Genomic DNA, 15,445 nt, shown 5'->3' on the forward strand with positions numbered 1-15,445 from the left:
AGAAGTTTAGCAACCTTACTAAAGATTTCTCCTCAGAAAGAAAAGCCAAAATTGCTAATCAAACAGCTAAACTAAAAGAAGAAGCAACCGCACTTTACTTTAGGATATTAAGATTTAAATATTAATTAATGAATTCAAACTCAAAAAAATTGGTAATCACTAAACTTGAAAAAGGATTACCTGCTATCACTCCAGCCTTTGGTGCAACACTAGCAGAAGCCTGTGCTGTTTGTTTAAACAATCAAGGTTATATTCAGGGTATAGAACTCACAGTCAAAGGAGAGTTTACCGCAGTCTTTAAACTATATTGGCAAGAGGTAACAGACCAAATGCTGCGCTGTTGGAACGATAGCGAATATACTACAGAACAGGCAGCTTATGGAATCGCTTTCTTAATTATACAGGAACTTACGGACTATACAGTTATCGAACGTTCTCGCAGAGGAACAGGATTTGATTACTGGTTAGGTAAAAAAGGTGATAACAATGAACTACCATTCCAAAATGCAGTACGGTTGGAAGTTTCCGGCATCCGTAAGGGCGACGACAGCCGAATAAAAGCTAGAATTAAACAAAAGCTTGAGCAAGTCAGCCCCACAGATGGCACACTCCCAGCCTATATTGTGGTTGTTGAATTTAGTCACCCTTTAGCGTTCATAGTAAAAAAATGAGTCAAATTCAAGAGTTACATAAACAGGCTATGGATTTAGCTGAAATGGCACAAGTTGCTAAACTTAGAAATAACTCAGATTTAGCTGCTAAATTATCCCGACAAGCATTTGAAAAAGAACGATTAGCAGCAGAATTAATAACCAATGATTTAGCAGCAGAACCAACCCGTTCAATATTATATCGTAGTGCAGCAACCCTAGCAATTGACTGTGGAGAAATTCACAGCGCAGAACGTTTAATTGCAGTTGCTTTATCAGGAAATCCACCAACTGAAATCGCAGAAGAACTCAAAGATTTATTTGTGCAAATCAATATTCATAAATATTTTGCTCGTCGTGGTTTGGTATTTGATGAAGCTAAACTTCAGATTATTAGCTAGAAATTAAATTGAATAAAAACATCTCTTTTATTTATCACTATGCTGAAATTTTGTAAGTTATAACTTGATTGATAATTTGCTGCTTTAACGAATCCGCCGCAACTGAAGCAATAATTTCCCAATCGTTTTCTGTCAACATTACCCCAAGTAGTTCGCGTAACACCTGATGATTATAAATAAACTCCTCACCAAAAAGTTCATCTCTCTGCAACACAACTTTGATATGTTCTCTAACATCAGGTGTAGGTAATCTTAATCTTTCCAATAACTTCTCCCTTGCAGTAGCAGATGCTATAGAAGTTGCAGTTCCCAAATTCCAATCTTTGAGCAATAAGCGCACTTCCCGATTCAAAGAAATCCGCAAAGTTTTTAAACGATAAAACAATTCAGGATTCAACAACAGTTGTTCAAAACTAGAACCCCAATCTAAACCAGCACCAATATTACCACTTACTTCTTCCTCAGCTAGAATGCTTTTTCTCAACCATTCTTTATTCAGCAATAAATCCATCGGGTTAGCTAACTCTTGGTTAGAGGTGGATTTATCATCATCAAATTCTTGTTTGTTCATTACTTACTCTTTTTCAACTTAACTCAATATCATGATAATTCTTAAAATGTCCATTATTTGAAAAATCACGCTTTTTATTAACTAATCGCTCCCTTTCTAAAACCATATCCTCTAACTCACTAGCTGCTGCTTCTGAAAGCGGAAATATCTCCTCACCAGTGTACATATTCCCTCTACAAATCGTCCGGTTATTCTCATTCCGCACAATAAAATCACCACTACGCTGAACATAAGCCGTCCACTGTCCACCAATCTTAAATTGTTCAATTTCCTTACTTTCAGATTGATTAGCTATTCGCTGTTGGTAAGTAATACCAATCGCTTCTACCAAATTATCAAACATTTCCTTCCGCCAAAATTCTCTATCAATACCTCGCAACTCCCCGACATTATTTAACTTTGGTTTTGATTCTGATAATGTCATATCTGACAATTCTATCGAATCATCATTAATTTCAACATTATCTAACTTATTTTCTGATTCTATTAAGTTAACATCTAAAAATTCACTCAAATTATCATCAACTTCAACAGCATCTAACTTATCTTCTGATTCTATTAAGTTCACATCTGGCAACTCTATTGAATCAGCATTAACCTTGAGGATAACACTAGAACCTTCTGGTTTCAAAGTAGCTACAAACTTAGTTCCAACGGGTAACTTAGGACTATCAGGTGCAAAAGTGCCTAAATTCTGACCATCAATTTGTAATATCGGTGTCCCGTTATAACGATAAAAATCTGGGTGTGATTCAGGTAATTCAAAAACTCCTACTTCTAAAGTCACACTGCGCTTTGTCCATTGCTGACTAGCAAAATCTTCATCAGCAAAATCATTGTATTTAATCCCTAAAACTTTAATTTCATCAAACTGAAATTCCTGAAGTTGCTGACATACTTCTTCTGTAAATAAATTATATGCCAAAGCACCTACACCTGTATCTTGACGTGATTCTGCCCAACAATGGTCAGCAGGAGGAATAATTCTTAAATCTCTGGGTATATTCAATTCATCTAAATCGTTAAAGTTATCCCCAAATTTAGCTGCTAATTTTTCTGCTACTTTCAGTGATAAATCCTGAAAAGCAAATTCAATCACAGGTAATTGGGGATGAATCGTAGCATCAAATTCAATTCCTTTTCGTTCTAAAGTTTCTTTCCATTTAATAGCATTCTCCCCAAAAGGAACGCTCAAAACATAAGTATCTTTTGGTAATGCTGCACTGGGCATTTCATAATTATGCTCAAAGGAAAATGTAGTTTCTATCTGTTCTGCCAGTTGTAAACATTGCTTACGATGTCTATCTAATTCTGGACGGGTATGTTGTGTGTGCCACAGTGCTGCTGCACCTTCTAACCTTTCCTCTGGTGTGGTGAATAGTTCATCTATTTCTGCTCGATAACTATCGTAAAGTTTGCCCAATTCTTCATTAAATGCTTCTCTATCATCTCCTACCCGTTCTTTAATTTCTTCTCTTGATTGTTGAAATCTGGTTTTTAATTCTTCTGCCCATTCTAAAGCATCTACTGATAATGTATCTTTGGGAAATAAATAACGAAATTCATGTCTATCTCTGCTACGAATCCGAGTAGGTTGCCATAAGGGATTTACTACTTCTCTGGCTATGACATTTATCGCTCCTGGGGCATCTGCTGGCATGGCAAAGGAACGATAAAGCCGTTCGTCTTTTTTAACGTCAAAAAAGTAACTAGGATGGGATTCTGACCATTTTTTAGCATCTGCTAATAAGTTCGCACCGTCAATTTCTTGAATGTCTTCTAATCTTTCGGCACTTTTGGGTGAATCTACTTCTACTTGTAGTGCTTGAAAAAGACGATTTAACAGTTTCCTTTGTCGTCTGGTGAATCGTTCAATATTTTCACCTTCACGGGGCGTTGATGACTGTACTCTTCCAATGTTTGTTGCTACTAATCCTACTTTGTTTTGATTGGCAACGGCGGCTATTTGCGCTAAGTCACGGTATTTTAAGTTGCCTTGTTCATCTGTGATTTCTGTATATGCTAGTTTAGGTCGTTGTTTAACTGGTTCAAATCTGCCTGGTTCTCCTGCGCGGAGTGTTTCTTTGGCAATATTGGGTAGTTTACTTGCTGGACTGACCATTAACTGGTCGCCGTCAAAGTCTGCTTGGTGGTATTCTTCAGCGTCTTTGGGGTGAATCCAAACTACGTTGCGAGTTTTCTTGAGTTCTGGGTCGTGGATGTTGTGGTAAAGGCGGATGTTGTCTGAGTTGACGATGGGGTAACGGGTGAGAATTACATCTCCTTCTGGTAAGTGGGGGACGCAAATTGTGCCTCGTGGTAAGCGATCGCATGGCATGGCCATTCCTGAACTATGGCTGTATCCACTTTTAATGGCTAAATCACGCCATTGATTGGCTATATAATCGGTGGCAAATTTGCGAAATTTGGGTGTTTCTATTAGTTGACCGTATTTATCGCTGCGAAGTAGGGAAATCCAGCGCGATTCTTGTACTTGATTGTTGGTATTATTGTCTATTCCGTTAATTGTTTCTTCTGTTTGTTCTTGTTGGGATTGTTGTTGTTTGTCGTATTGTTGAATGATGTATTTTGCTAGTGCTAATGGATGGCGTTGTAATTCGGCTAGTTGTTGGGCTTTTTCTTGGGTTGGTTGAGTTAAGTCTTGTTTGATTGCTGCTTCTGAGTACCAAATGGTAAACTGCCAACTGTTATCATAGCTAGTGGCTTTGGCATTACCTCGATTACCTATTACTGCTTGGGGAAATTCATATTCACCGCAAGGAATTAATTTTTTCAGATGGGATTTTTTGATGCCTTTGATTGAGGAGATGTCCATGATGATGTCGTAATCTTGAGCATCTGTTAATTTGGCATCTGGTAAAAAAGTTCCTTTGGCTAAAAAGCTGGTTGTTGGATATTTTGAATTTACACCGTCACTTTCTTCTACTCTTATTCCTCCGTGTCCTCTGTGGTTACATATTCCATTACTTGTGTGTACATCCTGAAATTCCAATTTATCAGTATTTTCACCCCAAGACTTCATCCATGCAAATCGAAATTGTAATGGACAGTTGCGTTCTCCTCCGAGTTGTTTGGCTAGTTTTGGTGAAATCTTACCGTGACAGTCTCCGGTTTTGTAATCAGCGTATTGTGGATCTGTAAAGTCTACGATTTTAACTCGTAAGTTGGTAAATGTTTCTGTTCCTTTGTAGCAATTACTAACTAATAATGAACCATAACGACAAGCGGTATCGGGTTCTGTGGCAAATAATTGTCTGATTTTTTTACGCAATGTATCATCAGCAAAGTAATAGTTATCGCCTGAACTAAAGGCTAATTTGCGTTTTATACCATCTTTAAATGTTCTGGTTTTTAAATGGCTTGCATCTGGATGTTTACTGTCAGTTTTTACCAGAAGTAATGATTGTAATTCTTCTGGCTCAAATATTTGTGCTAGTAGGGAATTTTTGATGATTTCTGGTTCTGATAGATATCTTCCTTTGCCGTTGTTGTAAGCGCCATCGAAGATAGGTATACTCAGTCCTGAATTTTCTATAATTCTTGTGGTTAAATCCATTGCCAGTAATCTTTGAGATAGCTGATCTAACAAGCATGAGATTCTGGTTTTTATCTTGACATGGATTTACACTCAGTGAAATCATCCAAGTGGATATTTTACTCTTGGCACGATAACTAAGAAGGGTAAATCTAACAAAAGTCAGTAACTCAGGGCTAAAGCCACTGAGCTTGTAAGAGTAATCAAGCAAGCTGTACTGACCAGAACACTCTGAACGGAATCGAAGGGTTTAGCTTTGGATGCGGAGATTACAATACAGTTAGCTAAGGTTGGTTTTTCTTTGGAGATGGACTGATGACGCAAGTAGAACTAAAGCAAGATATCATGCAACGTCTCAATAGGATGCAGCCAAGCATGATATCGGGTTTATATTAATTTGTGTCAAGCGTAGATGAGGTAACAAAAAATGATTGCTGTAAAAGATAAGTTTCCTAAGTTAACACCCGAAGAATATTTTGTCTGGGAAGAAAAACAACTGCTTCGCCATGAGTATATTAATGGTGAAGTTTACGCTATGAGTGGGGGAACTCAAAATCATGGCCGAATTGCTAGTAATATTATTTTCATTGTTAAAGGTCATTTACGGGGTAGTGGTTGTCAGGTTGGTAATTCCGATTGTCGTGTAAATATTTTGGAAACAAAAGATTATGTTTATCCTGATGTGAGCGTTACTTGCGACGAGAGAGATAGGACTGCAATCCAAGCAATTCAATATCCCTGTCTAATTGTTGAGGTTTTATCTCCCAGTACAGCCAGTTATGACCGAGGGGATAAATTTAGATTGTATCGTCGCAATCCTAGTTTGCAAGATTATGTTTTGGTTGATGCTGAGAAAATAGCGATTGATTTATACCGCAAAAATGATCGCGGTAATTGGGAGATTTTTAATTATCAGTTGGGGGATAATATCGAGCTACGAAGTATTGATTTAAGTTTTCCCATTGAGTCAGTTTATGAGGATATTGTTTTTGAGGAATTAGAGACTTCCAATTAAAAAAATATCCCAAAATCTCTTGTGGTGCGGGCATCTTGCCCATCCCACAAGATTGGATAGCGTTCGCGGAGCGTCCCGGAGGGAACTAGCTCTGCTGCAAGCAGTTCATCTTTTTTGTGGAGTTCTCTTAGTATAAATCGCTAGTATTTGTATCAGTTTGGGAATGAATGAAGCCACATCAAGACATAATAGTTACAAATCAAAATCCAGTGTGAATGTTTCGCCATCAGCATCTTTGGGATTTTCCGGTGGTAATGGAGTTGAAGAAAGCTGGTCTTGTTGACTTTGGTTGGTAGCAATCGGGTTGAAAGCCGGGGTATGTGTAACTTGCGTAAATACTTGTTGCATGGGGAATGCACCCTTTTTGAAAGCAAAATAGCAATCAATGATAAAGTAAAGCGTCTCTAGGTAACTTTTATCTAGTTGCTGTGATTCGGCAAATATACGTTCTCGGTAGCTATCTTTAATCCGAACTTTTTCCGGTGTCATTGGCTTTATTCCCATTCAAATTGGTTGATTCAAATATTCGTGCATCATTACCCCTCAAGCTCAAGCCAGAGGTGGTCAGGAGGGCTAAAGATTCTTGTTGATCATGGCTTTTGCCATCTCTAGCAATCCACAGGCATTAGCTTCTACGGGATTGTCCAGAATTTTGAACCCGTTCTTCTCCAATAGCTTCTTAAATCCAGGTAACAAGCAGCCTCCCCCAATCGCCCAAATTTCATCCCCCTGGTGTTTGGCATCTAGTGTCAGGCTTACGGGTTTCTTTAAGAATTTTTCATACCAATCTTTCAAACAACTGGTGTAGATATCTTTGATGTCAATGTCACGACTGTATCTGGTATGTCCCTTTTCCAAACAAAATCGAATCTGGGAGGCGTTCCCGATTTTCCCCCCATTGAGACGTTTCATTTTTTCGGCAATGTCTTCGATGAGAACTTCTACACCTGCCGGGTAGGGAGTGTGAACTTCTCGCTTTCCTTGGTTGTAACGAGAATAAAGTGTAGTTCCATTACCAAAATCTAGGACAGTGAGCTTGGGTGGAAGTTGATGTCCAAACAATGCACCCATTCCTTCTGGGACGACTTTGATTATTTCTAGGGTGACATCTGATTTTCTGCCCGCAAGTATTGGTTGATATTCGCCGTTGAGTTCTTGTTTTAAATCTTCTGCTAGTCCTATGTCGTGTAAACTGACGACTAATTTTAAATGCCAAGCTTTACGATGTGGCAGATGTGCTAATCCACCAAATAACATCAACAGTGCATTTTTAATTTTGTTTTCGTTGTGGTCTGTGTTGCGGTCAAAATGATAACCTGTACGAAAGGCAGATTCTCCTACTGTGTAAGCTGCTCCATCTAAGACGATTCTTCCTGGTACATCTTCCATCTCTGCTGTGGAAATATAGCTGGGGATACGAACGACTTCAAATCCATCGACAAAAAGTTTCAAGCTGCCGTAACCGTTATCGAATCCTGCTGGAAATATTTTTTGCAAGGCGTGAATGTTGGGCATGGGGGTCAAGTGGGATACAAAAAATGGGTGGCACAAAGATACCCTGAATATCACCTATATATACCCTAAATAGGGGCTAAAATCTCAATTATTTTCTTATTTATTGTTAGGGTATATTTAACCCATAAATAACACCTATATATACCCCAAATTATTTTATTTTAGCAAAAAATACCCTAAGTATCACCTATATATACTCTATGTAGGTGATATTTAAGGGCTAAAGGGAATAGCCATAATTCTCAAATTCCTCATTGGGGTATACATAGCCCCTATACAACACCTGTATATACCCTAACTGAATTTTAGCTAAAACAGCAGAAGCCTATTTTTTTGGACGTTTTTAGAAGGAGAAGTTGGACATCCATTTTTGGAAGGTAAAGTTGGACAACCTGTCCAAAATCTTCTTCAAGTCACAGCAAAGATGGACTCTACCACCCAATCACATAAATTATGGAAGTGCGATTCGTTGATTATTGACAATATTCCTTTTCATTGCCCAGGAAAGAGCGCAGACTTAAAGAAATTCTGCATCCTTGAGACACCCGTGGAGTGGTGGACTACTGACCATAGGCCAAGATAACTCACGTCCCTGTTGGGAACTATGACCCCATTGACATTCTCACCGCCCTAAAAGCGCGGTGATTCCTAAACCTCACGATTTAGGTTTCTGTTTCCTTCCCTGACGGGTATTTCGCAACTGCCCTTTAACACTATGGTTATTAGGTCTTATGTTCGCTCCACAGACTGTCACCGTGTGTCCCACGGCCAAAATATTCTTAGCGGCGTTGATATCCCGGTCGTGGTGAGTTCCGCAGTTGGGGCAATCCCACTCTCTGATACTCAACGGTAGCTTTTCAACAACGTGACCGCAATGTCCACAGCGTTTAGAACTGGGAAACCATCGGTCAATCTTTACCAAGTTGCGACCATACCAAAGAGCTTTATATTCCAGTTGTCTGACCAATTCTCCCCACGCAGCATCACTGATGGCACGGGCAAGTTTGGGATTTTTGACCATGTTCTTAACCGCCAAATCCTCAACTACTATCGTTTGGTTTTCACGAATCAGTCGAGTTGTCAGTTTGTGCAGATGGTCTTTTCTAGAATCAGAAATTTTGGTTTGGATTCGCGCTATTTTGAGCCTTGCTTTATCTCGATTACGAGAGTCTTTCTGCTTACGACTCAAAGACTTTTGCGCTTTCCTCAGTTTTTGGTAGTGCTTGTCAAACGCATTGGGGTTAGCAATCTTTTCACCCGTACTCAGAGTAACAAGGCTACTAACACCCACATCTAATCCTACGGCACTATCAACTGGCTGCATGGTTTCATCTGCTGGGTCATTAATCCTCAAGCTGACAAACCAGCGTCCAGAGGGTTCGAGTTTCACAGTGATAGTTGTGGGTTCACACCCCTTTGGAAGTTGCCTAGACCATTTGATTGACAATGGGTCAGAACACTTTGCCAAGTAGACCTGTCCATCCTTCCACCGAAAAGCAGACTTGGTAAATTCTGCGCTACCGCCACTCCGCTTCTTTTTAAAGTTGGGGTATCTTGCCCTACCCGCAAAGAAGTTGCTGAAAGCTGTTTGCAGATGTCTCAATCCTTGTTGCAGTGGTACACAACTCACCTCGTTCAAAAACTGAAGGTCTTCAAGCTTTTTCCACTGCGTCAACATGGTGGAGGTTTGAGCGTAATCTACTCGGTCCTGCCTTTCGTACCAAGCTTCGGTTCTCGCTGCCAAGGCTTTGTTAAACACCAACCGCACACAACCAATTGTCCGGCGCAATATTTGTTCTTGCTCGCTAGTTGGGTAAAAACGATAGCGGTAGGCTTTTTCCATGCTTCACATTTTACTACATATTTTGTGAGACTGTTAGAATTAATTAAGAAGTAAAGCCGTCCTCCGCTATCGCTCAAGGACTGGGTTTCAAACCCATTTTTCTGATGATTTTAAATTAGTTTTCTACATTGAACGGTATTCAGCAAATTTGACATAACTAGGTGATCTCGCCAAACTGCACAAGTCGCTTATATCTCAGGTCTAAAGACACGCTGACTTTAGGCATACCAGAAAACTTGTAAAAGTATGATCTAACAGTCGTTTAAGTTCACACTGACAAAGTGATAGTTATCGCTCTTTCATCACAGAAGGTGCAATTTAGGATTTTAAATCATTTCGATCAACAGAAAATCAAAGTTTCAACCCAGTTTGATGAGAGAGCATTATAGCGATGCCTGCTGTGTTTTCGTTGTTATCGGCTTTTCAGTTACAACATTATTCCTAAACAAGCAATTCCTCTATTTGTGCTAAGAGTGTTTCTAAACGACTCCATTTCTGCTGGTCTTCCCAAACCTTTGCCTGTTTCACTCGCTTCATTGTTCCTTCTATCCGCTCTTTACGTTGGTCAGGATCAGAAGAAGGTTGTATGGCTTTAATCCGTGACTGGATTTGAGTTAGAGACAAGTTTTCCGCAATTGCTACTGCTAGTAATTCTTGGCGTGCAGTTTCGTCTTTAATTCGAGCTATCACTTTCGCTTTTGTGTAAGCAATTTTCCCTTCACGCAGTGCTGTTAACACATCCTCCGACAAGTTTAATAATGGCAGACGATTCTTGACAAAGGATTCCCAAGTCATTAACCCCAAACTCGTAAACACTTCTTCCACTACTTGAGCTTCTGGGTTAGGCATAACGTTATGCCTAGACTCTTCTTCCTTGTCTGCTGCATTCTTCATTTTATACAACAAAGGAGTAATATCGGCAACCTCACTCCCTAAACGAATTGCTAAAAGTTGCAAGATGCCCTCAGTTTCCTCAACTGGGTTTAAATCCTCACGGCAGAGGTTCTCAATTAAAGAAAGCTGCATAGCTTCTTCATCGGTGAGTTCTCGAATTACAACTGGTACTTCAGCCAGACCAACTTCTTTTGCTGCTCGATAGCGTCTTTCTCCGGCTACCAGTTCATGCTTATTATCTGGACGAGAACGCACCAGCAGTGGTTGTAGAATCCCATGTTGCCGCACGGACTCTACTAATTCCTGCATTGCTTGTGGGTCGAAGTAACGCCTTGGTTGCTGCTGTGGGAGACAAATTGATTCAATAGCAACTATTTCAGCTACAGATTGAGACTCCCCAAACAGGATATCCAAAGGTTTCATTTGTTGATATGGGCGATCGCGCCTACTACTCATAACTTTTCTAGACCTTGTGCAATTTTTTTGAGAATAGGCACAGCCGGGTGTTTGGAATTATAGACTGCCAAAGGGACATGATCTTCGGATGCGTCAGCAAAAGCTGTAGAACGAGGAATGGCTGGGTAGACCACACCCACTGTCGCTAATTGCTGTTGGATAGCTTCTAAAGTTCGGGCATCCTGAATATTACGACCATCGTACATAGTGGGAATAAACCCAGCGATCGCTAGTTTACGATTGGGACGCGATCGCACTCTGGCAACCGTATTTAACAATAACTCAGTTCCACAAAATGCCTTGTATTGAGTTTGAATTGGAACTAGAACATGAGTAGCTGCTACCAAACTGATGTAACTCAGCAATCCCAAACTAGGTGGACAATCTATCAATATAAAATCATATTGATTGGCTATTGGTTCTAAAGCTTCTTTGAGTCGGATATCCCGCATATCTGCTACCACTAATTCTAATTCGGCAGCACTCAAATTAATATTGGCGGGAGCTAAATCTATACCATGAACTTGAGTTTGAATTGGTAATGGTACAGAATGCAAAATGGAGTCATAAACAGTTTGCTCTAGTGCTGTTGGATCTAGCCCCATGAAAGTTGTAAGCGACCCTTGAGGGTCCATATCTATCAGCAGTACGCGATGTTTACGCTCCTGCAAATGGTAGGCAAGATTCATTGCTAAACTCGATTTACCTACACCACCAGACTGATTAAAAAGTGTAATTATGCGTGTCAAATTTTTGCCCCCTAACAATCTTATTAAGTGGAGAAGTGGAGTTTTTCAAGAAGAATGGACGCAGAATTTCAAAGTTTTCTACAAGTTATCATCAAAAGTCTGTCCTTTTTTACAGCCCTATCCTATCGAAGTAAACGTTAATCAAGTTTTAGTTTGTGGCTGATTTATTGGTAAAACTTGGTAACAACTCTTTAAAAAACTGATTTTTAGCGGATTTTCTGACATCGGACGTATTATTGCATTTTCAATTCAGCAGATAATCAATTAGAAAATCTCGCTTTTTTGTGTGTTGTAAATATTCATTGATTTTTTAGCTAAATATACTCATATATGGTAGAGTATGCTGACATTTAGGGAATATACATGAAATTAGTTGAACGTCACATCATCAAAAAAGCTCATCAATTCTATCAACAGATAGATGAGTTGTGTTGGCGTTCTAAAAATCTCTACAATTACGCTAACTACTTAGTCAGGCAATCATTTATTTTTGAAGGCAGGTATTTAGATAATACAAAAATATACCATCAAGTAAAACAGCATGAATCTTACAAAGCACTACCCAGTAAAGTCAGCAATCAAGTTTTGATAGTTTTGCATCGGAATTGGAAATCTTTTCTCCATGCTACAGAAGCTTATTATCAAGACCCATCCAAGTTTTTAGGTAGACCAAAATTACCCAAATACAAGGATAAAACTCAAGGACGAAATATTCTGATTTATGAATTAGGTACAATTTCTAAACCTGCTTTGAGAACAGGAATCATTAAACTATCGCAAACAAATATACAATTTCCCACATCAGCAAGCAATATTAAACAAGTAAGAATTGTCCCCAGATGTGGGCAATATGTCATTGAAGTAGTTTATGAAATGGAGGCTAAACCACAGCAATTAGACCCTAACAGTGTGGCAGGTATTGATATTGGATTAGATAATTTAGCCGCCTTAGCTGCCAATAAGCCAGGATTTAAACCTGTACTTATCAACGGAAAACCTTTAAAATCAATCAATCGTCATTACAATAAAGTTAAAGCTAAACTTCAATCTCAACTGGAGGGAAATGCTCACACATCTCATCGGATAAATACACTAACTTGTAAACGGAATAATCAAATCGCCAATTACTTACATCATGCCAGCAGATGGATTATTAATTATTTAGTTAAAGCCGGAATTGGAACGCTAGTTATTGGCAAAAATGAACAATGGAAGCAAGAAATAAATCTCGGTAAAACCACAAATCAGAACTTCGTTAGTATTCCTCATGCTCGATTTATAGAGCAATTAAAATACAAAGCTGAATTAGTAGGAATTACCGTTTTTATTCATGAAGAATCTTACACTTCTGCGGCTTCATTTTTGGACTTAGACCCCATTCCTGTGTACAAAAAAGGAGAAACCTACAACTTTAGTGGCAAGCGAATACAACGCGCTTGGTACAAATCTCAAGATGGTGGGCTGATTCATGCCGATGTTAATGCTAGTTTGAATATTGCTAGAAAAGTAGTCCCTGCGGCTTTTAGCTTAGGGATAGAGGGTATTGCAGTTTGCCCATTCCGGGTAACACCGGGAAAAGTAGCTTGAGGATATTTGTCCATAAAACTACTAACTGTTAATTTCCTTTCATAGTATCACTACTTCTGCTGGGTTACAGCGATTATAAAAGTTTCGCACAATCGCCGTTAGGCGTTTGCGTAGCGTGCTATAAGCATAGGGTAGAGACAAAAAATATGTAAGAGGGAGCGGCCATTCGCAAAGAAGGTACAAAGGAAGAAACAAGATTTATGTTGGATGTAGTCTAAATACATGAAAACTGCCGTAATATATACTCTGATTAATTAGAAATTAAGTTTAAATTTAAAATTTCATCGTAGAAAAATATTAGTTTTAGCAAATCGGTTAATTGTCAAGCATAAGCATTTTTTCTGTGTTATTCATAAAATTTAATACCAAAATCAACACTTAGCACCTCTTCAATGCGCTGTAAAGTTTCAATTGGCAAAGCTTTGGTTTCTTCGGATTCTATTTTGTACCAATTCATAGTTGTCATGGGGATTTGACGACATATTTCCGCTAAAGAGCGTCTATCCGCTTCTCTAGCTTGTCTAATTCTCTTTCCCAAACCGGGTATTTCTATATCTATCGTTCTTCTAACTTTCATCTAAACCTCCAGGAGACCCCCACCAAAACTGTACTCAGTTTGGTGATGGGAGGAATGGAGGGTTAATTGTGAAACGTCCCTTGAGTAATTTTGTGCGCCAGCACAAACAATGAGAGAGACAGTTGAGCAATTAACAAATCTGTTATTTTCCATATTCGTAACCGTCCTTTTTGTGAATTGATTTACAGTATTTGTAAGAGATACCTTGAATCAGTCCAGACACTGTTGAGATATTGAAACTACCGCTAGTCCTCACCGCTACTCGTCCGATATATGCCCCAATCTTTGTACCTTTTGTGACAACAGCTTTAACAATGTCTCCGGTTTGAAAACCATTAACAAATTTGAACCTGGGGACATATCTAGAAGGAAAACCGTATTTGTCAGTTCTGCAAGATTGTCTAGTGCCGTGACCGTTAGCTGTAATTAACAATGGTTTAACACCTTTGATATTGAGAATTGGAGTTAATTGACCAACACAAGCTGCATCAATCCAGTGCGTTTTCTCTAGTTTCTGTTGACTTCTATTGAATTTTGTTAGCCCTCCTGAACCAGTTTCTACAGGTAATCCAGTCGCTTTTAAAACTTTTAGTAATGCCAATCGAGTTGTGTTGACGGAGGCCGCATCAGCTAATGGTCTTTTGGCTTGCTTCAGGATTTTTTCTAACCTTGATGGGTCTTTTTTGAGGAAATCTTTGATATCTTTTGTTCCCTTCTTGGTATTACATTTCTCGCAACTTAAAGTGAGATTTGTAATTGAATCACTACCACCTTTGGCTCGTGGATGAATATGCTCTACTTGAAAAGGAACGTCTTTCACTCCACAGTAGGCACATTGTCTATCCCACTTTTCTAGTAAGTATTCTCTAGTTTCGTAACCAGCTAAAGTTCCTTGTTGATATTCCCTACCTTGAAGATCAGGATTAACCATTAACTGCATATCAAACCTTACTAATTCTTGACTAATCGCCCCAATTGGTGCAAATTGGCGCAACTTTTTCACCCAAGTTTTGATATTCTCAATTCGACTTTGTAAGCTCGGTGCTAACCATCCCTCTGGACGTGTTCTATTCAAGAACCTTGGTTGTCTGTAACGAGTTTTTCTTGCACGTCTAGAACGTCTTAATTGTCTTCTAGAAGTTAAAGCATCTCTAATTGCGAAGCCTCTATGTTTTAATTCAGCAGCAAATACAACCTCACCAGTTGAATCGTTAACTAATGCCATTCCCGTGAATTTTGCACCAGGATCAATCTTTAATCTCAGCGACGATACTGGGGAGTCAGGACGCGATTCTTTGAGAATAATTGTGAACGGAAACTGTCTAAATATTGCTGCTTTTTTGTTTCTTAATAGTTGTCTGGCTTGTGCAGAATGAATTGGATTTAACGGTATGAAGTTGGTATCTAAAACAAATACTTTGGACATATTGTCCCTCCTTGCGGGTAATGTTAGCTTTGACAATGTTAGAGGTCGGTAACTATCTTAAAAGCACTGGTTTAACCCTTAAGCCTGTTTAACTTTTAAGTTCTAGAGCAGGGAACTAGTGAAGCAGCGCGGTCTTGGGGGTTTCCCCCATGAGCGACTGCTGAACCCCGAAGGGGCTACGCATCCCCTGGTAGGTCCTTAACTC

Annotated in this window: 13 protein-coding genes; 4 read left to right on the top strand and 9 right to left on the bottom strand. The window is 39.2% G+C overall.

Translation table 11 applies throughout. The annotated features are described in order from the left end of the window. Window positions 1-128: 128 nt before the first annotated feature. Window positions 129-671: a hypothetical protein gene (locus ACLLO5_RS26920; protein ID WP_413176238.1), complete on the top strand. Its 543-nt coding sequence runs from the start codon at window positions 129-131 to the stop codon at window positions 669-671. After that, window positions 668-1,051 (top strand): hypothetical protein, encoded by a 384-nt coding sequence (locus ACLLO5_RS26925; protein WP_413176239.1) that lies wholly within the window; start codon window positions 668-670, stop codon window positions 1,049-1,051. The genes ACLLO5_RS26920 and ACLLO5_RS26925 overlap by 4 nt, the downstream gene beginning before the upstream one ends. Window positions 1,052-1,088: 37 nt before the next feature. Here the strand turns inward: ACLLO5_RS26925 and ACLLO5_RS26930 are convergent, their stop codons facing one another. Both ACLLO5_RS26930 and ACLLO5_RS26935 read right to left on the bottom strand, forming a co-directional pair. Next, entirely contained in the window at window positions 1,089-1,622 is a 534-nt protein-coding gene (locus ACLLO5_RS26930) for a hypothetical protein (protein ID WP_413176240.1), read from the bottom strand. A 13-nt stretch (window positions 1,623-1,635) separates the two neighbouring features. Further along, on the bottom strand, window positions 1,636-5,232 hold the full coding sequence (locus ACLLO5_RS26935; protein WP_413176241.1) for a hypothetical protein: 3,597 nt from the start codon (window positions 5,230-5,232) through the stop codon (window positions 1,636-1,638). Window positions 5,233-5,605: 373 nt separating this feature from the next. Between ACLLO5_RS26935 and ACLLO5_RS26940 the strand changes: the two genes are divergently transcribed. Then, entirely contained in the window at window positions 5,606-6,193 is a 588-nt protein-coding gene (locus ACLLO5_RS26940; RefSeq protein ID WP_413176242.1) for a Uma2 family endonuclease, read from the top strand. A 192-nt stretch (window positions 6,194-6,385) separates the two neighbouring features. Here the strand turns inward: ACLLO5_RS26940 and ACLLO5_RS26945 are convergent, their stop codons facing one another. The 5 genes from ACLLO5_RS26945 to ACLLO5_RS26965 all read right to left on the bottom strand — a co-directional run bounded on the left by ACLLO5_RS26945 (window position 6,386) and on the right by ACLLO5_RS26965 (window position 11,650). Beyond that, window positions 6,386-6,682 (bottom strand): hypothetical protein, encoded by a 297-nt coding sequence (locus ACLLO5_RS26945; protein WP_413176243.1) that lies wholly within the window; start codon window positions 6,680-6,682, stop codon window positions 6,386-6,388. 84 nt (window positions 6,683-6,766) lie between these two features. Then, window positions 6,767-7,708, bottom strand: a complete 942-nt coding sequence (locus tag ACLLO5_RS26950) for a ParM/StbA family protein (RefSeq protein WP_413176244.1) — start codon at window positions 7,706-7,708, stop codon at window positions 6,767-6,769. 655 nt (window positions 7,709-8,363) lie between these two features. Continuing rightward, the gene (locus tag ACLLO5_RS26955; RefSeq protein WP_413176245.1) at window positions 8,364-9,551 is read right to left on the bottom strand and encodes an RNA-guided endonuclease InsQ/TnpB family protein; all 1,188 of its coding nucleotides are present in this window, start codon (window positions 9,549-9,551) and stop codon (window positions 8,364-8,366) included. Window positions 9,552-9,992: 441 nt separating this feature from the next. Continuing rightward, window positions 9,993-10,901, bottom strand: coding sequence for a ParB/RepB/Spo0J family partition protein (locus ACLLO5_RS26960; RefSeq protein WP_413176246.1), 909 nt, complete (start codon window positions 10,899-10,901; stop codon window positions 9,993-9,995). Then, window positions 10,898-11,650 (bottom strand): ParA family protein, encoded by a 753-nt coding sequence (locus ACLLO5_RS26965; protein WP_413176247.1) that lies wholly within the window; start codon window positions 11,648-11,650, stop codon window positions 10,898-10,900. The genes ACLLO5_RS26960 and ACLLO5_RS26965 overlap by 4 nt, the downstream gene beginning before the upstream one ends. 363 nt (window positions 11,651-12,013) lie before the next feature. Here ACLLO5_RS26965 and ACLLO5_RS26970 point away from each other — a divergent pair, with 363 nt between their 5' ends. After that, entirely contained in the window at window positions 12,014-13,237 is a 1,224-nt protein-coding gene (locus ACLLO5_RS26970; protein WP_137668466.1) for an RNA-guided endonuclease InsQ/TnpB family protein, read from the top strand. Window positions 13,238-13,583: 346 nt separating this feature from the next. Here ACLLO5_RS26970 and ACLLO5_RS26975 read toward each other — a convergent pair whose 3' ends face one another. Next, window positions 13,584-13,814, bottom strand: coding sequence for a helix-turn-helix domain-containing protein (locus ACLLO5_RS26975; RefSeq protein WP_413176248.1), 231 nt, complete (start codon window positions 13,812-13,814; stop codon window positions 13,584-13,586). Window positions 13,815-13,956: 142 nt separating this feature from the next. Beyond that, complete coding sequence (gene iscB / locus ACLLO5_RS26980; RefSeq protein WP_413171230.1) at window positions 13,957-15,240, bottom strand: RNA-guided endonuclease IscB; 1,284 nt, start codon at window positions 15,238-15,240, stop codon at window positions 13,957-13,959. Between the last annotated feature and the right edge of the window lie 205 nt (window positions 15,241-15,445).

Origin of the sequence: Anabaena azotica SJ-1 (assembly GCF_047275885.1) — a bacterium.
In the GTDB taxonomy this organism is placed as follows: Bacteria; Cyanobacteriota; Cyanobacteriia; order Cyanobacteriales; family Nostocaceae; genus Trichormus_B; species Trichormus_B azotica_A.